The sequence below is a fragment of the Psychrobacillus sp. OK028 genome, assembly GCF_900103605.1.
GTDB lineage: Bacteria > Bacillota > Bacilli > Bacillales_A > Planococcaceae > Psychrobacillus.
This window is the reverse complement of sequence record NZ_FNHY01000002.1, coordinates 265,814-285,919: the sequence shown is the minus strand read 5'-3', so window position 1 is coordinate 285,919 and position 20,106 is coordinate 265,814. Positions and strand designations below refer to the sequence as shown.

General features: G+C 37.3%; 25 protein-coding genes and 1 other annotated feature. Of the genes, 2 read left to right on the top strand and 23 right to left on the bottom strand.

What is annotated here, in order from left to right:
- Positions 1-35 precede the first annotated feature (35 nt).
- Entirely contained in the window at positions 36-350 is a 315-nt protein-coding gene (locus tag BLR36_RS04600) for a post-transcriptional regulator (protein ID WP_093060550.1), read from the bottom strand.
- 92 nt (positions 351-442) lie between these two features.
- Here BLR36_RS04600 and BLR36_RS04595 point away from each other — a divergent pair, with 92 nt between their 5' ends.
- Positions 443-1,969, top strand: coding sequence for a putative polysaccharide biosynthesis protein (locus BLR36_RS04595; RefSeq protein ID WP_093060549.1), 1,527 nt, complete (start codon positions 443-445; stop codon positions 1,967-1,969).
- Between the two features lie 7 nt (positions 1,970-1,976).
- Here the strand turns inward: BLR36_RS04595 and BLR36_RS04590 are convergent, their stop codons facing one another.
- The 8 genes from BLR36_RS04590 to safA form a co-directional block, all read right to left on the bottom strand.
- Entirely contained in the window at positions 1,977-2,618 is a 642-nt protein-coding gene (locus tag BLR36_RS04590) for a DUF421 domain-containing protein (protein ID WP_093060548.1), read from the bottom strand.
- Between the two features lie 239 nt (positions 2,619-2,857).
- The gene (gene yajC, locus BLR36_RS04585) at positions 2,858-3,124 is read right to left on the bottom strand and encodes a preprotein translocase subunit YajC (protein ID WP_093060547.1); all 267 of its coding nucleotides are present in this window, start codon (positions 3,122-3,124) and stop codon (positions 2,858-2,860) included.
- Positions 3,125-3,168: 44 nt separating this feature from the next.
- On the bottom strand, positions 3,169-4,308 hold the full coding sequence (gene tgt, locus BLR36_RS04580) for a tRNA guanosine(34) transglycosylase Tgt (RefSeq protein ID WP_093060546.1): 1,140 nt from the start codon (positions 4,306-4,308) through the stop codon (positions 3,169-3,171).
- On the bottom strand, positions 4,309-5,349 hold the full coding sequence (gene queA / locus BLR36_RS04575; protein WP_093060545.1) for a tRNA preQ1(34) S-adenosylmethionine ribosyltransferase-isomerase QueA: 1,041 nt from the start codon (positions 5,347-5,349) through the stop codon (positions 4,309-4,311).
- A gap of 16 nt (positions 5,350-5,365) precedes the next feature.
- A complete protein-coding gene (gene ruvB / locus BLR36_RS04570; RefSeq protein WP_093060544.1) occupies positions 5,366-6,376 on the bottom strand; it encodes a Holliday junction branch migration DNA helicase RuvB in 1,011 nt (336 codons plus the stop codon).
- A 23-nt stretch (positions 6,377-6,399) separates the two neighbouring features.
- The gene (ruvA, locus tag BLR36_RS04565) at positions 6,400-7,020 is read right to left on the bottom strand and encodes a Holliday junction branch migration protein RuvA (RefSeq protein WP_093060543.1); all 621 of its coding nucleotides are present in this window, start codon (positions 7,018-7,020) and stop codon (positions 6,400-6,402) included.
- Positions 7,021-7,272: 252 nt separating this feature from the next.
- A complete protein-coding gene (locus BLR36_RS04560; protein WP_093060542.1) occupies positions 7,273-8,121 on the bottom strand; it encodes a phosphotransferase in 849 nt (282 codons plus the stop codon).
- 3 nt (positions 8,122-8,124) lie between these two features.
- Positions 8,125-8,940 (bottom strand): SafA/ExsA family spore coat assembly protein, encoded by an 816-nt coding sequence (gene safA, locus BLR36_RS04555; RefSeq protein ID WP_093060541.1) that lies wholly within the window; start codon positions 8,938-8,940, stop codon positions 8,125-8,127.
- 136 nt (positions 8,941-9,076) lie between these two features.
- Here safA and BLR36_RS04550 point away from each other — a divergent pair, with 136 nt between their 5' ends.
- A complete protein-coding gene (locus BLR36_RS04550) occupies positions 9,077-9,607 on the top strand; it encodes a transcription repressor NadR (RefSeq protein ID WP_093060540.1) in 531 nt (176 codons plus the stop codon).
- Between the two features lie 216 nt (positions 9,608-9,823).
- Here the strand turns inward: BLR36_RS04550 and pheA are convergent, their stop codons facing one another.
- The 14 genes from pheA to BLR36_RS04480 form a co-directional block, all read right to left on the bottom strand.
- Positions 9,824-10,702 carry a prephenate dehydratase gene (pheA, locus tag BLR36_RS04545; protein ID WP_093060539.1) on the bottom strand — a complete coding sequence of 293 codons (879 nt, stop codon included), beginning with the start codon at positions 10,700-10,702 and terminating at the stop codon, positions 9,824-9,826.
- Between the two features lie 38 nt (positions 10,703-10,740).
- Positions 10,741-11,196 carry an ACT domain-containing protein gene (locus tag BLR36_RS04540; protein ID WP_093060538.1) on the bottom strand — a complete coding sequence of 152 codons (456 nt, stop codon included), beginning with the start codon at positions 11,194-11,196 and terminating at the stop codon, positions 10,741-10,743.
- 18 nt (positions 11,197-11,214) lie between these two features.
- Positions 11,215-12,504 (bottom strand): GTPase ObgE, encoded by a 1,290-nt coding sequence (gene obgE / locus BLR36_RS04535; RefSeq protein ID WP_093060537.1) that lies wholly within the window; start codon positions 12,502-12,504, stop codon positions 11,215-11,217.
- A 5-nt stretch (positions 12,505-12,509) separates the two neighbouring features.
- Entirely contained in the window at positions 12,510-13,043 is a 534-nt protein-coding gene (locus BLR36_RS04530) for a Spo0B domain-containing protein (RefSeq protein ID WP_093060536.1), read from the bottom strand.
- A gap of 136 nt (positions 13,044-13,179) precedes the next feature.
- Positions 13,180-13,470, bottom strand: a complete 291-nt coding sequence (gene rpmA, locus BLR36_RS04525; RefSeq protein WP_093060535.1) for a 50S ribosomal protein L27 — start codon at positions 13,468-13,470, stop codon at positions 13,180-13,182.
- A 12-nt stretch (positions 13,471-13,482) separates the two neighbouring features.
- A complete protein-coding gene (locus BLR36_RS04520) occupies positions 13,483-13,818 on the bottom strand; it encodes a ribosomal-processing cysteine protease Prp (RefSeq protein ID WP_093060534.1) in 336 nt (111 codons plus the stop codon).
- A 1-nt stretch (position 13,819) separates the two neighbouring features.
- A complete protein-coding gene (gene rplU / locus BLR36_RS04515; RefSeq protein WP_093060533.1) occupies positions 13,820-14,128 on the bottom strand; it encodes a 50S ribosomal protein L21 in 309 nt (102 codons plus the stop codon).
- Between the two features lie 12 nt (positions 14,129-14,140).
- Positions 14,141-14,219, bottom strand: a sequence feature (ribosomal protein L21 leader region).
- Positions 14,220-14,270: 51 nt separating this feature from the next.
- Complete coding sequence (locus BLR36_RS04510) at positions 14,271-14,867, bottom strand: site-2 protease family protein (RefSeq protein ID WP_093060532.1); 597 nt, start codon at positions 14,865-14,867, stop codon at positions 14,271-14,273.
- Positions 14,860-15,405, bottom strand: coding sequence for a M23 family metallopeptidase (locus tag BLR36_RS04505; protein ID WP_093060531.1), 546 nt, complete (start codon positions 15,403-15,405; stop codon positions 14,860-14,862). Before BLR36_RS04505 ends, BLR36_RS04510 begins: the two co-directional genes overlap by 8 nt.
- Positions 15,406-16,066: 661 nt before the next feature.
- Positions 16,067-16,867, bottom strand: a complete 801-nt coding sequence (minD, locus tag BLR36_RS04500; RefSeq protein ID WP_093060530.1) for a septum site-determining protein MinD — start codon at positions 16,865-16,867, stop codon at positions 16,067-16,069.
- Position 16,868: 1 nt separating this feature from the next.
- Complete coding sequence (gene minC, locus BLR36_RS04495; RefSeq protein ID WP_093060529.1) at positions 16,869-17,540, bottom strand: septum site-determining protein MinC; 672 nt, start codon at positions 17,538-17,540, stop codon at positions 16,869-16,871.
- Positions 17,541-17,575: 35 nt separating this feature from the next.
- Positions 17,576-18,103 (bottom strand): rod shape-determining protein MreD, encoded by a 528-nt coding sequence (gene mreD / locus BLR36_RS04490; RefSeq protein ID WP_093060528.1) that lies wholly within the window; start codon positions 18,101-18,103, stop codon positions 17,576-17,578.
- A complete protein-coding gene (mreC, locus tag BLR36_RS04485) occupies positions 18,100-19,002 on the bottom strand; it encodes a rod shape-determining protein MreC (RefSeq protein WP_093060527.1) in 903 nt (300 codons plus the stop codon). Before mreC ends, mreD begins: the two co-directional genes overlap by 4 nt.
- Before the next feature lie 13 nt (positions 19,003-19,015).
- Positions 19,016-20,035 carry a rod shape-determining protein gene (locus BLR36_RS04480; RefSeq protein ID WP_093060526.1) on the bottom strand — a complete coding sequence of 340 codons (1,020 nt, stop codon included), beginning with the start codon at positions 20,033-20,035 and terminating at the stop codon, positions 19,016-19,018.
- Between the last annotated feature and the right edge of the window lie 71 nt (positions 20,036-20,106).

Here is a 20,106-nt window from a genome sequence, read left to right as displayed (position 1 = left end):
AAACACGTTGCGCTCACTGTCAAATAGTCATACCCCTATTTTTCTTCAATACTCGGATTTAATAACATTTGCAATTCATCTTGATTAATCTCAGAAAACCAGTTAGATGTTCTTTGATTTTCAATTTGTTCAAACGTCATATATTCTGCGGGAGAAATAGTGAGTATATCATTAATGATTTGATATAAGGGCAAGGAAAGAATATGTTGTTTCTTCCACTTTTTTGTCACACAATATTTCCAAATATCTTTTTCTGTAACCGTATCATATTGATAAACGACAAACTCATTTCTCTTACTTTCTAAAGCTGGTAGTACGTGCGTAAAAATATCTTCATAATTATTTTCCATAATGTCGCACCTCTTTTAAAGAATAATGTACTAAGCAATATGCATATTGTTATTGTATACGAAGTTCCTGTATTTGAGAAGGAAGTGTTTAATTGTCTACATTTTTAAAAGGTTCTATTTTGTTAATGATCTCCATTTTTTTGTCCAAGTTTTTAGGATTTGTTTATCGTATGCAGTTTGTTCGGTTAACTGGCGAAGAAACAGTTGGCATTTATATGACTGCCTATCCAGCTTTTATATTTTTTCTTTCCTTGGTACAACTTGGTATTCCAATTGCAATGGCTAAAATCATAGCAGAATTACGTGCAAGGAATGCCACCACAGACTATTTCTCGGTTATGCGAACATCTGTCATCGTTACAGTTATATCCATCTTACTTTTTACTCCACTATTTATCTTTGTAACGCCTTATATTTCGGGTACTCTATTAAAAAATGATGCTATTACAATGACATTATATGTATCGATCGCAATCGTCCCAATCGCAGCTGCTGGAGGAATATTGAAAGGATTTTTCCAAGGAATAGCCCGCTTAGAAGAAACAGCAGTTGCCCAACTAATGGAACAAATCGTACGCATTATTTTAATCAGTTTTTTATTGCCTTTCTTTTTAACCGCTGCAACTCCACAAGAAGCTGCTGCTTATGCGATGGTTTTAGCATTAATTGCAGAACTTATTGCATTGCTCTATTTAAAATGGAAGTATGACAAATGGAAAACTAAACAAACGTATAACAAAACATCTAAAACTTACCCATTATCTCCACTTTTTGCGATTGCATTACCATCTTCCGGAAGTCGTCTATTCGGCTCTTTCACCTGGTTTTTGGAGCCAATTATTTTCATTAAAGCTTTAGCTATTACTGGTATTACTGCAGTTGCAGCCACAACACTTTACGGGGTTATATCAGGAGTTTTAGTTCCTTTATTATTATTCCCTTCCTTTATCCCATATGCGCTTTCTATAGTCCTAATACCCGCAGTTAGTGATGCATTTGCACGGAAAAATTTTAAGCTTTTAAAAGAGAGAATCCATCTTTCCTTAAAATTCTCTACATTGACCGGCTGTTATGCTGCTACACTGTTTTACCTCCACGGAGGAGAGTTAGTAGAGGCGCTGTTCCATGTTGATAATGCAACAGTATATATGAAAATACTTTCACCTATTTTTTTCTTTTATTATATTCAAAGTCCTTTGTTCTCAATTTTGCAGGCTCTAAATAATTCAAAAGCCGCCTTTCTCAATTCCTTATATGGTGGAGTAGGAAAACTATTATTACTATTTTTCCTTGCTTCTCAAGTTACTATCCAAGAAAAAGGTGCAATCGTTGCGATTGGATTTGGAGTATTGATTACTTCATTCTTACATATCGCTTCTTTGAAAGAAAAAAAAGAAGCACAAATTGGCTTCTCCTTTTTTGTCATACCGTATGCAGTATTTTTGTTAACCATTATTTCAAGACCATTAATTATTTCCATTGGAAGTTACTCATTACTATACGATTGTCTTTTAACTATGCTGTATTTAACAGTCGCTTTAATACTTTTTAGACAGATTAAACGAAAAGAGTTAAGTGTCATTTTCAAGATTGCTAAAACCTCTAAAAACAGATTTTGATAAATCGCTACGAAGATGAAATTTTAAGCTGAATATAGAGCTCTTCGTTTTCATAACTACAGTAAAATATTTTTTTATAACTCATGATCTGCTTTTGTTCTAATTCTTGTATTAACCATTTTTCGTTTTTACCTATATGTTCTAAATGTCTTTGCTGTATTTCTCCATCAATGATGAGAGGAAATATATATTGTTCTTCCTCTTTTTTAAAGACAGATAAATTCCCAGATGGCTCTAAAAAAGCATAAGAAACTGACTGGATTGAACCAATCTGCTGCTCTCTTAATTGTTGAAGCAGGTCATCTAGGTTATAACGTTGTTTTCTCATCTCTTTTTCGACGATGATTCCATCTCTCATAAGAATAGAAGGCTCCCCTTCCATCACATCTCGAAATTTTTTACTCTTTAAAGAAAAATAGGATACACTAATTTGAATGAGAAATAAAACAATAGTTGGCACTATTGCATGGATAAAATTACTATGAGGGTCATCTAAAGAGAATGCAGCGACTTCGGCAATTAACAAAAAGACAACTAAATCAAAAATACTAAGTTCGCCTACTTCTCTTTTCCCCATCAGACGAAGTATCAACAAAATAAACCAATACAAAATAAATGTACGAATTATAATTATGATTATGTCGTTCACAAAATCACCTCATAATTACTTTGCCCAAAGAAAAAGAACTTACTCATAAAAATGAATAAGTTCTTTTTCTTATGTATTTAATATTAATATCAAATCTAGCATACTTAGCAGTTCTGTACTTGTCCCACCATTAATCAGTATGGTGCTTTAGGATTTTAAGTAAAAACTCACTTTAACTTAAAATCCTTCCAGTACACAAGCTGTTGTCGTGACTATACGGCACACTTCGCTTTTCTATATTACTTAGTTTCTGTTACTACTCTTCCAACTGCTACGCGCTCGAATTGTAAACGAGTACCATCTGCAACAGTTACGAAAATCGTTTGATCATCTACTGCATCTACCGTGGCGTGTAACCCACCAACTGTGATGATTTGGTCACCACGTTTAAGATTGTTTTGCATTTGTGCTGTTGTTTTTTGACGCTTCTGTGCTGGTCGAATGATGAAGAACCACATTACTGCGAACATAGCAATAATTGGCAACAAACCTACTAATGTATCCATGTATTTATTTCCCCCCTTTTATCTCTTTACCTAGTATACAAGAATCAGAAGTTTTTTGCATTTGGTTTGTTATACCCATATTCTTCAAAAAATTCTTCTTTAAAATCAAGCAGACGATCTTCACGTATTGCTTGTCTCACATTTTCCATTAATTTCATTAGGAAATGCAAGTTATGATAAGATGCTAGACGTAAACCAAATGTTTCATCCGCTTTAAATAAATGGCGAATATAAGCACGTGAATAATTTTTACACGTGTAACAATCACATTTTTCATCAATTGGTCCAAAATCGCGAGCGAATTTAGCACCTTTAATAACTAGACGTCCTTGATGAGTAAAGAATGTACCATTGCGTGCAATACGAGTTGGTAATACACAGTCAAACATATCTACACCATGAATAGATCCATCAATTAAAGAATCAGGTGAACCAACTCCCATTAAATAGCGAGGCTTGTTTTCAGGCATCATTGGTGTTGTAAATTCAAGTACACGGTTCATCACATCTTTTGGTTCACCAACAGATAATCCCCCAATCGCATAACCAGGGAAATCTAGAGAAACTAAATCCTGGGCAGATTGACGGCGTAACTCTTCATATTCTCCGCCTTGGATGATTCCAAATAATCCTTGCTTGTCTGTATTCGTATGGGCCGTTAAACAACGCTCAGCCCAACGTGATGTACGCTCTACAGATGCTTTCATATATTCAAAAGATGCTGGATATGGTGGACATTCATCAAATGCCATCATAATATCAGAGCCTAAATCATTTTGAATTTCCATTGATTTTTCAGGACTTAGGAATAATTTATCTCCATTGAGGTGATTACGAAAATGAACACCTTCCTCTTCAATTTTACGCATATCACTCAAACTAAATACTTGGAATCCCCCGGAATCTGTAAGAATTGCTCGATCCCAGTTCATAAATTTATGGAGTCCGCCTGCTTCTTTAATAATTTCATTCCCTGGACGAAGCCATAGATGATAAGTATTACTAAGAATAATACCAGCCTTCATCTCTTTGATTTCTTCTGGTGCCATTGTTTTTACTGTTGCTTGTGTCCCTACTGGCATAAATGCAGGTGTTTCAAATGATCCGTGGGGTGTATGTACTACACCTAATCGAGCACCTGTTTGCTTGTCTTTTTTTATAAGTTCATACGTAACTGCTGTCATTTAATAATTCCTTCCTTTTATAAACATGGCATCTCCAAAACTGAAAAAGCGATACTTTAAGTCCACCGCTTCTTTATAGGCACGGAGTATAAATTCTCTAGAAGTAAGTGCACTAACAAGCATTACTAAAGTAGATTTAGGCAAGTGGAAATTCGTAATCATCCCATCGATACACTTAAATTCATACCCTGGATAAATAAAGATCGAAGTCCAACCACTATCTGCTTGAAGGTGTCCATCAAATTTAGTTGCCACTGTTTCCAATGTTCTCGTGGATGTTGTTCCTACTGCAACAATCTTACCACCTGATGCTTTTATTTCGTTAATAACATCTGCTGTTTCCTTCGAAATTCGATAAAATTCCGAATGCATCTCATGATCATCTATGGAATCTACGCTTACAGGGCGAAAAGTTCCAAGTCCGACGTGTAATGTTACAAACGCTATCTTAACACCTTTTGAGCGAATGTCATTTAATAATGCATCGGTAAAATGTAATCCAGCTGTTGGCGCTGCTGCAGAACCCTGCTCTTTTGCATAAACCGTTTGATAGCGATCCTTGTTTTCCAGTTTTTCATGAATATAAGGGGGAAGTGGCATTTCACCTAATTGGTCTAATACTTCAAAAAACACACCCGTGTATTCAAAACGGAAAATTCGTCCGCCATGGTCTTTAATATCTGTACAAACAGCTTTCAACAATCCTTCACCAAATGTTATTTCAGTTCCTATTTTGACTCTTTTTGCAGGTTTCACAAGTGTTTCCCAATGATCTCCTTCAATTTGTGTCAATAAAAGAACTTCTACATTTGCTCCAGTTTCTTCTTTCATACCCATTAGACGGGCAGGCATTACCTTCGTATCGTTTAACACGAGGCAATCTCCTTCATTTAATTCGTCTAGTATTTCCTTGAAATGAGTATGTGTATACGACTGTTTTTCAAAATCAGCTATCAATAGCTTACTACTCGTTCTGTCCAAAAGTGGTGTTTGGGCAATTAGTTCTTCCGGTAATTCAAAATCAAAATCTTCTACTCTCATTATAGGACATCCTTTATTATTCTTTTCTTTCCACCGGCAACGGAATTCCGAAATGTTCATACGCAAGTGGTGTAACAATTCTTCCTCTAGGAGAACGCTGGATAAACCCAATCTGCAATAGATATGGTTCGTATACATCTTCAATCGTTGTAGATTCTTCTCCAATACTAGCTGCAATGGTGTCCAACCCTACTGGACCACCTCTAAATCTTTCAATCATCGACATAATTAGCTTGTGGTCAATATGATCTAATCCACGAGGATCTACTTGTAATAACTCCAATGCTTCTCTGGCAATATCAAGAGAAATATGTCCATTCCCACGGACCTGTGCGTAGTCTCGCACTCTTTTTAGCAAACGGTTAGCAATTCGCGGAGTACCTCGAGATCTTCTAGCGATTTCTCCTGCTGATTCATGATCTATGGAGGCGTTAAATAGCTCTGAACTCCGGGTCACTATAGACGTTAATGAATCTTCGTCATAATAATCTAGACGTAACAGCACACCAAAGCGATCTCGCAGTGGTGCCGATAATGCTCCCGCTCTAGTAGTCGCACCGATTAACGTAAATGGTGGTAGGTCGAGACGAACACTTCTAGCAGCAGGTCCTTTTCCTACTACGATATCCAAGCAAAAGTCTTCCATAGCAGGGTAAAGCACTTCCTCTATAGATCGATTCAACCGATGAATTTCGTCTATAAATAATACATCTCCGGGCTCTAAAGAACTAACAATAGCAGCCAAATCACCAGGACGCTCGATTGCAGGACCGCTTGTCATCCGAATTTGTACGTCCATTTCATTGGCTATTACAGCAGCAAGTGTTGTCTTACCTAGTCCAGGAGGTCCGTATAAAAGACAATGGTCTAAGCTTTCACTTCTCATTTTAGCTGCTTCGATAAAAATTTCTAAATTGTGTTTAATCTTATGTTGCCCAATATATTGCTGTAGAAACTGCGGACGAAGCGATTGCTCAAAAGGCTCGTCAAAATTGGAGATTTCGCTTGAAATGACACGTTCATCCATACATAAAACCTCCTTTCTTTTGTTTATTTACCTGAAAATAATAACTGTAAAGCTTTTTTCATAAATTGATCGGTTGTTTGAAGTTCTGCTTCCGCTTTAAGTAGTGGTCGAATTTTAGCTAATTCTCGTTCGGAATAACCTAATGCTGTTAATGCAAGCATCGCTTCTTCTAGTTCATGATCAGCTTCACCGTTTTCAAATAAATTAGGTTCATCATCTTCAAATTCTAGCTGTTCGAAATCTATTAAATCATTTAACTTGCCTTTTAAATCTAATATCATTTGGCGCGCTGTTTTCTTTCCTACTCCAGGAAATTTCACCAAAAATGTTTCATCTTCTCTTTCAATTGCTTGAATGACGTGGGTTGGCTCTCCACTAGCTAATATAGCCAATGCACCCTTGGGACCAATCCCCGAAACTAAAATAAGCTTACGAAATAGTTCCCTCTGTGCAAGGGTTGGAAATCCCATTAACTGTTGTGCATCCTCCCGCACATGAAAATGCGTAAATACTTGGACCGTTTCCTCACTTTTTCTAAAAGCAAATGGATTGGGTGTAAACAGTTGATAACCAATTCCTTGCTGCTCTACTACTACATATTCCGGAGTGACCCGAGTTACTTGTCCTTTTATGTAATCATACATCGTTTAAATCCCTCACAATTCATACTGTAATTATAGCATAAGAACAAAAGCCTAAGTGCGTATGTTCCCCCTGAAAATCGCAAGAAGAGTTGTCATCAAAACGCTCTTTGCCTTATTACAAATCTGAAGCGACTCAGGTGGGCTAGGTGCTGGAGTCTGGATGGTAGTCATCCACCCACCATTTAGAATTTCCTAAGTCACAAACAAAGAAGGCCGCTCAAAGCTCGAGCGACCAACTCCTAAATAGAATGATTATAGTTTACTTAAAGTATAGCATAAACCGGGCCATTCTGTTAACGCTTTATTCGTATAGGGAATTAACTGTTCAATAAATTTCTGTCTCCGCTCTTTTGGTAAAGAATAAGCATATAACCATTCTCGGTATAGCTCGTTTGGATACATCATCGCTTCCTTATAACGCCGAACTACTTTTTCTAGCTGCGGAAATTCTTGGATTAGGGATAGTATATCATAGTCGATTTCTGGAAGCACCCGATGCATCCATAATATATTCTCCATTTCTCTTGGACCGATTACCGCCAAATCAAAATCAATTATTTTATAATCCGAACTGTCCGATAAAAAGTTATGATGAACAACATCTCCATGTAATAACGTGCGCTTTTCCATATTAAATGGCTTCATATTCCTTAATGCAACTTCTCCAAAAAGTAGTAATAATTTTGTCTGATTACACCCAATATGTGACTCGATGAAAAAGGAGATTTCATCCATTTTCCATTTCCGATTCTGCCATTTAGAAAGAAGATTAAATGAATAAAGTAAATTACTATATTCCCAATCTACTATTTTATTTGTTTCATGTATTTGATTTAAAAGAGAATAGACTGCCTTTCTGTCTTCTTTAAAACGATAGGAAACAGTGTGCGTGCCTTTATACCAAGGTTGAATAATAAAATCATCTGGTGACGACTCAATAATCGGAAGTATAAATGGTTTGTCGATGGATTCTAGCTCTTTATGAATTAGACGAATTTTTTCTGCCTGTTCAATCGTCGGATATTTTTTTACGGAAAATACGCCGTTTTCATTTTTCCATTTCCATACATTTTTCTTGATCTGCCGTATATACGTACTCACGTTTTAATAATGATGATAGGGATAGGGAGGGCATGGATATACAGGAACATAGCATACCTGCATACAAGGACATCCCCCGAAATCTGCTTGATGATGCATGTATGGAAAATGCTGAAATGGTGGGCAAGGATACAATGTCGGGAATGTAGGTGAAGCTTCTTCTGATATCGGGCTTGTTAGCTGTGGTGTTGGATGAATAGGCATTGGTTGGACAGGTGGCGGTGTTGGTTCTGATACTGGCGTTCTCTCAACCTCTATATTATTGTTTTCGATATGGTTATGAATGTGAATAGACGTAGACTCCATCAATCTCCAACCTTGTGGAGACGGGGTCATATCAATATCAGGGACAGGCATCATATGAAATGGGAATGTATAAGGTGTCTGTGGTTGCTGTGGTTGCTGCGGTTGTTGTGGTTGTTGTGGCATTTGTGGTAGTTGTGGTATTTGTGGCATTTGATACGTAGGTGCCACTTGTTGCATCTGTTTGGGCATCGGCTGTGGCATCGGCATTACTGGAACTGCTGGTGGTACTGGCGGTACTGGGCGCATCTTCGCTTTATTATGTTCCGAGATTTTCACTTCCTCCTTTTTCATTTCTTTTTTGACCATTTCTTTCTTTACTGGTCGATGATCACTGTATGGATGAGTCGTTGATTCCATTTTTTTCGAATTCGGAATAAAAATTTTCATACCAGGCACGATATATTCCGGATTAGCTAAATGGGCATTTACTTTCTTTAATTCCTCAAAAGAAACCCCGTAATTTCTGGAAATTTTCCACAGAGTGTCCCCTTTAACAACAACATGAGTTTGCACAGTCTTCCTCCTTCCTTCTTCTTTAAATTATGTGTAACACCTTAAATTGGTCACAGATTTTAAACAAACAACCACCCCTTCATGATAAACTTATGAATATGAACCAAGTTATTATGCAAGTTCGGAGGGGTTAAACATGAAAAAGTTAAAAGGTGGGGAACGTAGGAATTGGATTTTTTCCTATTTAAAGGAACAACAGGCTCCTGTCACTGGCACTGAGTTAGCAAAACTTACTAATGTCAGCAGACAGGTGATTGTTAATGATATAACACTGTTAAAAGCGACAAATGCTCCAATTGTGTCTACTAGCCAAGGCTATATTGTAATGCCCGATAAAGAAGGTACTCCATACGTTCAGCAACGAGTAGCGTGCAATCATCAGTCAATACATTCAGAGGATGAGCTCTTAGCTTTAGTGGATGCAGGTGTCACAGTTGAAAACGTTACCGTTGAACACCCTGTTTATGGAGAAATCACATCCTCTATCATGGTTTCCAATAGACACGATGTAGAAATGTTTTTAAAGAAAGTTCGGGATACGGATGCTCCATTTTTATTAGAGCTTACTGCTGGAATTCATTTGCATTTATTGTCCGCGCCAACTGAAGAAATTTTAAATAGAGGGATTAGTGCAATTAGGGAAAAAGGTTATTTGATGGAAGAATAACACTAGATTTTTGACCTAGAAATAATTCCATTCTGAAGATTTGTCTGCACTATATGGTGATTCTTACGTTTATTCAGGTGATTCTCTTCTACATTCGGGTGTTTCTCTAAAGTATTCAGGTAATTCCATGTAAATTTCAGGTGTTTCTTTACTGCTGATCGTCTTTGAATGCTTGGCACATTATTGCACCAAATAAAAAAACGAAGCGAAATCCAGTTATGACCGGATTGCTTCGTTTTTTGTTTCGTATGTATAATACGAGCCTAATGATTTTACACCACAGCCTAGTGCATTTAACTCTTCAAGGGCACCGATCATCATTGGCTTGTTCTCGTGTTCTAGTACATCTATGATAAAGAAATAATGTCCTAATCCTGTTTTTAATGGTCTAGATTCAATTTTACTTAAATTGAGCTGTCTCCACGCAAATACGGATAACACCTGATGTAACGCTCCGGAACGGTCGTCTTTCGGTAAGGTAATCATCACCGTCGTTTTAACCTGTTCTGTATGTCCATCTCGCTCAATACAATGATTGTTTTTAGAAATCACAAAAAATCTTGTGTGATTAAAATGGAAATCATGTATATTTTGCTCCACAATTTTCAAGCCATATTCTGATGCAGCGGAAGTATTTCCAATTGCAGCGATACATGAATGTTCGTTTTCAGAAACATATTTTGCTGCTGCTGCAGTAGAAGTTGACTGTTCTAATGGAACTTTTCCAAATCGATAAGATAGATATTTATGACATTGTGCCAAAGCATGTGGATGCGAGTAAATAGTCGTTATTTCTTCCCACCTATCTGTATTATTTGGATGTACCATTAAATGTTGCTCGATCGGAGATAAAAGTTCTGCTATCACGTATACGTCTGCTTCATGGAACAAATAATCTATTGTTAATGGAACTGTTCCCTCTAACGCATTTTCCAGAGGAACTACCGCTATATCCACGTCTCCATTTGCAACAGCTTCAATACATTCAGGTATCGTACGAATTGGCACTAATACCTCTTGCCGAAATAATGATTGCGTTGCTAAATGGGTAAAAGAAGCTTCTGGCCCTAGAAAAGCAACTTGTTTGGTTGTCATTTAAAAAGCCTCCCTCTTTATTTAGCTAGAGCGTTTTCTTATAAAGCGCCGGAGCTAATTACTTCTGCAGTTTCTACAAAATCTAGTCGCTTCATTTCATTTATAAATTCTTCTAATTCCTTATTCATCGCTGTAACGTCAAGTGATAATGTGACACTAGCTCTTCCTTGAATCGGTATGGTTTGATGAATTGTCAATACATTACATGTAGAGTCTGCCACCAATTGCAATAGCCTAGCAAGCGTACCCTCTCGATCCTCTAATTGTAGAAAGACAGTTAAAATTCGTTCTTGAACGATCGAATGGAATGGAAAAACCGCATCACGATATTTATAAAAGGCACTTCGAGATAAGTCTACCTCTTTTACAGCATCCCATATCGAAGATGCCTTCCCAGATTGAAGGAGGTGTTTTGCTTCCAGCGTTTTTTGCATCGCCTCCGTCAGTACATCCTCCCGTACTAAAAAAAATCTCTGGCTTGTTACATCCTTCACGCGGTTCCCTACTTTCCTTTATTCGATAAATTCAAATTCAAATTTCAATAATCGTACGGTATCTCCATCTTTAGCTCCACGTTCACGAAGAGCATCATCGATTCCCATTCCACGTAGCTGTCTAGAGAATCTACGGATAGAATCCTCTCTGCTGAAGTCCGTCATTTTAAATAATCTCTCCACTGATCCACCGGAAAGCACGAACGCTCCATCATCGTCCCTAGAAATAGTGAAGTCGTCTTGTTTAGCTTGATACTTATACATTACAGACGTTTCTGTTTCTTCTTCCACTAGTTCCTCTAATGGGAATTCTGGGGCAACCTCAAGCATGTCTGCTACCGCAAATAATAACTCCTGTAAGCCTTGACGTGAAATTGCTGAGATTGGAAATACTTTAATGTCCGACCCAACTTTTTCCTTAAATACTTTTAAATTTTCTTCCGAATCTGGCATGTCCATTTTATTGGCTACTACAATTTGTGGCCTTTCTGTTAAACGAAGATTATATTGTTTTAGTTCCTCATTAATTGTTAAATAGTCCTCGTAAGGATCGCGTCCTTCCATACCAGACATATCGATTACATGCACGATTACACGCGTACGTTCAATATGACGTAGGAACTGATGACCTAGCCCTACTCCTTCATGCGCACCCTCGATTAGTCCTGGTAAATCAGCCATCGCAAAGCTTCGATGATCTTCTGTTTCTACCATTCCTAGGTTTGGTACGATTGTCGTAAAATGGTATGGGGCAATTTTCGGTTTAGCAGCTGATACAACGGATAAAAGTGTGGATTTTCCGACACTTGGGAATCCAACTAAACCAACGTCAGCTAATACTTTTAACTCAAGCTCCACGTTTAACTCGAAACCTGGCTCTCCTTTTTCGGAAAGCTCTGGAGCTGGATTTGCAGGTGTTGCGAAACGTGAGTTCCCTCTACCACCACGGCCACCTCTTGCAATTATAGCTTTTTGACCATGCTCAACTAAATCGGCAATTACTTCGCCTGTTTCTTCATTTTTAACTACAGTACCGGGCGGAACTTTAATGATTAAATCATCGGCATTGGCACCATGCATATTCTTACTGCCACCATGGACTCCTCTATCTGCTTTAAAAATTCGCTTATAGCGGAAATCCATTAAAGTACGAAGACCTTCTTCTACTTGGAAGATAACGTCGCCACCATTTCCTCCGTCCCCACCAGCAGGACCTCCTAAAGGAACATACTTCTCACGACGGAATCCAACCATTCCATCTCCGCCGTCGCCACCCTTGACATATACTTTCACGTGATCAACAAACATTTACTTCACTCCAATCTTCCACTTGCTGTTAGTTTTACTTTTATCGAATTGTTGGTTGCTTCTAATATTTGCAGCTGAAATAATTCTCCTACACATTCATCCTGCCATTTATTAGTAGACCAATCTCCACGAATATCTATTAGTATTTCCAAAAATTCGTCTGAAATGATATGAAGTTTCAGTAACTGCTCTTGATATCCTCTAAAATTTGGGTATATTGCTTGCACGAATCTATTTAGATAATCTATTAATGCTTCATCGTACTTATCTGCTTTTTTATTTAGAAGAGATGTTTGAACATCTAAAGTTAATTGATTATATTTTATACTAAATGTTTGTAGCCATTCATTTGTTTTATATAGACCAATATTATTTATATCAAAAAATTGGTTGCATTTTTGGGAATATTTTTGTATTAAAGCCCTAACTTCCTCAGGCTTTCCCATATCTAAGTTCATCTGTAATAGGTGCATGTTATTTAAAAAATCATGCATGGTATGACGAAGTACTTCATTTAAAGTAATCTTGTTATAATCCATTTTAGACTCACCCCAACTTTTACTATCTTATCTAGTATAACAGGAATAGTTCTATAATGCTTTTAGAGTATACAATACTTTATTGAAATTTTTGAAATCAAAAAGGACTGCATAAATGCAGTCCTTTTATTATTCATTAAGCTTCTTGAGCTGCAGGATATACACTTACTTTTTTCTTGTCACGGCCGAAACGCTCAAAGCGCACTACACCGTCAACTTTCGCAAAAAGTGTGTCATCTCCACCACGTCCAACGTTTTCACCTGGATGAATTTTAGTCCCGCGTTGACGGTATAAAATTGATCCACCTGATACGAATTGTCCGTCAGCACGTTTAGCGCCTAGACGTTTCGATTGAGAGTCACGACCGTTACGAGTCGAACCTACTCCCTTTTTGGATGCGAAAAACTGAAGATTTAATTTTAACATATGTTCCACCTCCTACTTTTTGAAGGTTATTTTTATATACTTGGCATAATCTTGCTCAATTGTTTGTAAAGAAACAATCATCGCTTCCAAAATCAGCTGTATTTGAGCAGCCTTTTCTAGATTTGATATGCTAGGTACTTCGACGTATAAATAGCCTCCGTCCCCTTTTTGCGCAATTATGGGTGTGATTCCTGTAAGTGCGATCACAGCATTAACTGCACCAAAGGATACAGCAGAAGCTCCTGCACATACTAAATCTTTTCCATGTTCCGCAAAATCAGCATGGCCTTTCATCTCGAAAGAATGAATATGACCAGATTGGTCTTTTGTTATAATCACTCTAATCATCTTATAAACTAATAGATTCTACTACTAATTTAGTGTATGGCTGTCTGTGACCTTGTTTTTTGTGATAGTTCTTTTTCGCTTTGTATTTGAAGACTGTAATTTTTTTAGCTTTGCCATTTTTTACAACTTTCGCTGTAACTGTAGCACCTTCCACGAATGGAGCGCCAACTTTAACATCTTCTCCACCTACGAATAAAACTTTTTCAAAAGTTACAACTTCATCAGCATTTGCATCTAATTTTTCAATGTAGATTTCTTGCCCTTGTTCAACCTTGATTTGTTTACCACCAGTTTCAATAATTGCGTACATACTTGCACCTCCTCTTAGACTAAGACTCGCCTTCCAAAAGGTGATTCGAATTTCGAATACTTGAACCTTTTCAGAGCGGTTGTAGCAACGGGTGCTGCTACAAACAATAACATTAAAATATTATCACACATAATATTCCGAGTCAAGCGCTTTTCGTTACCCAATCAAACGCAAGCTTGTACTTTCGAAATCTCCAGTAAGATAAGTTTTGAAAGGCCAGAAATAAAAAAATAAGCGAAATAGCCAAGCCTTCAGGAAAATAAAAACAGCTTATCGTAAAAATAAACACACAAACACATCCAGAAAAGCCGATCAGCCCCTCATATCTCCCTGGAAAGATAGAATGTAAAATCCGTCCCCCATCTAAAGGGAAGATTGGCAATAGATTTAAACTTAAAATTAGTAACTGAATCATGATAAATATATTCGCCTGAGGAAAATCTACGAGCATACCAAAAAGAAGCAAAAGAATCGTACAAAATGGTCCACCTAAGATTACACACACTTGCATCAATTTTGAAAGTCTAGAGAATTGCTCCATCTTAATCTCGCCACCATACGGTAAAATAGTGCAGGATTGAATTTTTGCACCCATACTGATTGCAACGATAAGATGACCAAGCTCATGAACCAACAAGGAGCCAAATACAAGTGCATACAATGCTATTTCACCGGATAAATAAAAGAAAAGAAAAAAAGGAATCATAATAGGATGTACTCGAAATACCTGTTTATTCATAGGTTACGGCAAGCCACTCGATAAGCTCATCCGTTCCCAACAACTCTCCTTCTCTTTCCACCTGCACATAAAGAAGTTCATTTGCTACTGTGCCAAATATATCACCCGCATTTATAGTCGTATAAGGTAATTGACGAAACTCATCTACAAAACCATAAGTAGCAGTTTCTCCCGTATCGTATAAAATAGACAATGTTTTACCAGTCTTCTTTCGATAACCTGTATAAATAATTAGTCCATCCTCGGAAGCATACAGCTCTTGAGATTTCTCAATGGACAAAATTGCACCATCTTCTAAAGGCTGAATCGATTTATATTCGATTAATGGAGGATTAGAAACTGGTGCACTTACACTGATCACTTCATCAGAACGATTAACCCAAGCAACAACTTGTTTATATATTTCTGCTGGTTTTTGCGGCTCTAACAGAGTGGTAGCATAATTGGTGGATAGCATATCATTTCCTTCTAGCTTTGCTAATAAAATAAATGAAAATACAAATATAAATGAAAGAACCCATTTTCTTTTTGAAAGCATAACATTCCCCCTAAAATGAATATATGAGGGTAGCTGTTATTTAATGAATGCGTCCTTGTTTTTTAATGAGATTTTAAATCTAAAAAAAATCGAGCAAAAAGACGCAAGATCCTTTACATACAAAAAAACGATATGCAGCTGATTTTAGCACAGGTCGGCCGCTTTCCGTGGGCACGGCTCGAGCCTGTAGTCTCTCCCTCGTGCTTTCCCACAGGAGTCGCCGACCTGCGCTAAAATCAACAATAACCTCTACTATATAAGAAAAGTTACATACAATATCCCAATTAATAAAAGTCTACCTTTTGTATCTATTAATGGACTACATTCCTAATTAATAATGATTACCTGTAATTTTAATGATTTGTTTGTTTATTAAAATTTGGCCAGTAAAATGTCTTCGTGTAAGTGCTTCACATTCATTGATTGCAGTGTAAGGTGGCGACTTCTGCGGGATGAGTGGGACAGATGAGATATCACAGCGGCGCGATAGCGACGGTGATAGCTCATCGCTCACCCCGCGAAACGCGTCCACCTAAAACGGAAATCATAGGATTATTCACTCTTACATGTCCCTTGAAATTAATGTTAAGGTAATATATTTACATGCTTTCATAGTAAAAAAACACCGACTGCCTCAAGTATCGGGAGTCGGTGTTTTGTATTATTTAGAAAAAATAGATTTGATTTTTGAAAAAACACCTGTTTTAGGAGTTTCCATAGACATTAGCGGCACAGACTCTCCTAAAATACGACGAGCGATATTTCGGTAGCCAAGTGCAGCTCTATTCGCAGGATTCATCACGACAGGCTCACCTTTGTTCGAAGAAGTAATAACACTTTCATCATCCGCTATAATTCCTAGCAAATCAATTGACAAATGAGTCGTAATCTCATTAATATCTAGCGCATCACCTTTATTCATCAAATGCTGACGAATCCGATTAATGATTAGCTTAGGTGGATCAATAGTTTCTTCTTGCTCCAATAACCCAATAATTCGGTCGGCATCACGTACAGCAGAAATTTCTGGTGTTGTAACAACAATGGCTTTATCTGCTCCTGCAATTGCATTTTTATAGCCTTGTTCAATTCCAGCAGGACAATCAATCAAAACATAATCGTATTCACGTTTTAACTCTAAAACAAGTTCTTTCATTTGCTCTGGATTTACAGCGTTTTTATCCACAGTTTGCGCTGCTGGTAGTAAGTAAAGTTTATCCTCAAAGCGTTTATCTTTAACTAACGCTTGATGAACCTTACAGCGACCTTCTATAACGTCTACTAAATCGTAGATAATTCTGTTTTCAAGACCAAGCACCACGTCCAAGTTACGTAGCCCGATATCCGTATCCATTAAACAAACTTTCTTCCCTTGCAGGGCCAATGCAGTTCCAAGGTTAGCTGTTGTTGTCGTTTTACCGACCCCACCTTTACCTGAAGTTATAACGATTGCTTCTCCCACATTAGCTTCCTCCTTTAAATGTTGATAAATTAGGTCTTAACAGACGAAGATCCTGTAAACGATCAATTGCGATTGAACCATTTGTATGTAAATAAGCACATTCCATTTCGGGTTGCTCTGAGAGAACAGTCAGCTCATCTGTCATCGTTTCTACTACACTATCAATGATTAGATGAGTTGCCTCGAGCCAGGAAGCCGCAATAACCGCATCCCTGTTTCCAGTTGACCCTGCATGAGCAATTCCCTTTAGTCGACCGAGAACGAAAATATTTCCACCGGCAACGACTCTTCCATTTGGATTCACATCACCGACAACTACTAAGTCTCCCAAGGCAGTAATGACTTGCCCTGATCGAACGATCCCGACATAAGTCTCTGACTGGTTTTCTAGTAATCTTCTATTACAATCTTCCACTGTCATAACATCGCTTTGAATTTTAGTGACACGAAGATGTTCCGTTTGTTGGACACAAGAAATAATCTCTTTCGTCTGTTCATCGTTACAATAACGATAACCTAAATGTAAAAGTACTTCCGCTTGACCTTCAAACCCTTCATCAGAAACCTTTTTTGCTAATTCATCTAAAAGCTCTGCATATGAACACTGATCGTCTAGGCGTAATACAAGGCCCTCTTTCGTTCCTTTGATAAATATTAACTGCTTTTTTGTCAATCAAGTCACCTCAGATCTACGGTTAAATCATTAAGCTATTTTTGAAGCAGTAAAGCTCTTTGATTAAATCGATTTAGAAGAATATATTTAAATGCCCATCCGAACATCAATAAAAATACTACATTTGCCATCATTGTAGGAATGAGATTGTGTTGATAAAAATAAGTAAATGTCATCGTTTTAATACCGATGAACGTATAAAACAAGAATAATAATAACTCTACAGTTGCTACAAGGAGCAAGGTGAGAATAGTAGAAACGATTAAATGCTGATGAATATATTTAACCGTAAAACTCGCAACTAAACACATTAAAGGATAGATAAAAGAATATAATCCAATAATATCAATGAAAAAGACATCATACAAGAGCCCAAACAACAAACCGTAAAGCATCGCACGTTTTCTGTCATAATAAATAGCAACAAAAATCAAATAAATGATAAGAAAACGTGGAACTAATACATAAAAATCGTTATTTAGTTCAATAGGCGAAAAAAGACCAAAAATCGGTTCTAAGTAGAATAATAGAACCGAAATAGCAATTACTAGAATACGAATCATGAGCCGTCTCCTTCACCTTTTTTTAGATCAGCTTCCGTATTTTCTCCATCTGTACCATCCACCGGGGTAATCGTACGTTTAGAAATAATTACATGATCTAAAATAGAGAAACTAGCTGCAGGTTTCACATACGCTAATTTAGTTAAGCCATAATCATCCGTTGTGACTTCTGTAACTTCTCCTATCAGGATACCTTTTGGAAATATTCCACCCAATCCAGAAGTTGTTACTTTTTGACCGACTTTCACTTCATATTCAGAATCGATTCTTTTTAATATTAATTCTTTACGCTTGTCGTCATATCCTTCAATTAGCCCAAAAACTTCTTTACCTTCTGCAATAACAGCAGAAACTCGATAGTTTGGATTCTGGGTAGATAAAAGCTCCACTGTAGAAGTGTATGGGGTAGTTAATATTACTTTCCCTATTAACCCTTGAGCAGTCATCACTGCCATATTGATTTCAATACCGTGTATCTCGCCTTTATCTATTATTATCTTTTCTTCCCATTGGTCGGGATTTCTAGCAATTACTGTCGACTGGATTGGATTATAGTCACGCAAATCCTCTTCTTTTTCGACAATTTTGCGCAGCTCATCATTTTCAAGACGTAGATCATTTACAGAAGCTTGAAGTGTTACATAATCTTCTAATCTTACTTTTAATCGTTTATTTTCATCATATGTATTAAGTAAAGATTCTACATTATCAAAAACACCCGTAATATATTGGGTCGGTTTGGAAAACATAGATTGTCCAAAACCGACCACATCTTTTATCAACTGTTCAGGCAAGGATGCATGATTTCGATCTCGTAAAGAAAAGCTGATGAGCGCCACAAGAAAAATCATCCCTACAAGCAGCAATATTAATCGCTTATTCGAAAAAAACTGTGGCATATCACACTTCTCCTTAGTGTTTTGTTTGTTGACGTTTTAGTACATTCATATGATCTAATGCTTTACCTGTACCAATAGCAACACAATCTAGAGGATCCTCTGCGATGAATACAGGCATATTCGTTTGATCACTAATAACTTTGTCTAAGTTTTTCAATAATGCACCACCGCCGGTTAACATGATGCCGCGTTCCGTTACGTCCGCTGATAATTCTGGAGGTGTTTGTTCCAATGTCTTTTTCACCCCATCTATAATAGATGAAATTGACTCACGTAACGCATTTGAAATTTCTTTAGACGTAATTTCAATTGTTTTTGGCAATCCAGTCACTAAATCACGACCGCGAATATCCATTTTTTCTTCATTTTCAGTTACTCTTGCAGAGCCAATTTCAATTTTAATCGCTTCTGCCGTACGTTCACCAATCGTCAAATTATACGTTTTACGAATATATGCAGTAATTGCATGGTCCATCGAATCTCCTGCAACACGAACGGATTCACTAGTTACAATTCCTCCCAATGAGATAACCGCAACTTCTGTAGTTCCTCCACCTATATCAACGACCATACTTCCGGTAGGTTCCCAAACAGGTAAATTTGCACCGATTGCAGCTGCAAATGGCTCTTCAATTGTAAGGGCATCGCGTGCACCAGCTTGTTTAGCAGCATCGATTACTGCACGTTGCTCCACAGAAGTAATACCAAAAGGTACACAAATCATAACATTCGGCTTGCTCCAGGACATTCCAGATGCTTTCATTGCATTTTTTAAATAATATTCAATCATCGCAGAAGTTATATCAAAGTCAGCGATAACGCCATCCTTCATCGGACGAATCGCAACTATTGAACCTGGTGTACGACCAATCATATTTTTTGCATCGTTTCCTACCGCTACAATCGCACCATTTTGTACATTTTTTGCTACAACAGATGGCTCTCTAAGCACAATCCCTTTTCCTTTTATGAAAACGAGCGTATTCGCCGTTCCTAAATCTATACCCAAATCTCTTGATCCAAATCCAAACACTATTATTTACTCCCTTTCTATCTCAAACAAGTTTCACTTCGTTCGTTGTTATAAAGTCATAACTATCATTA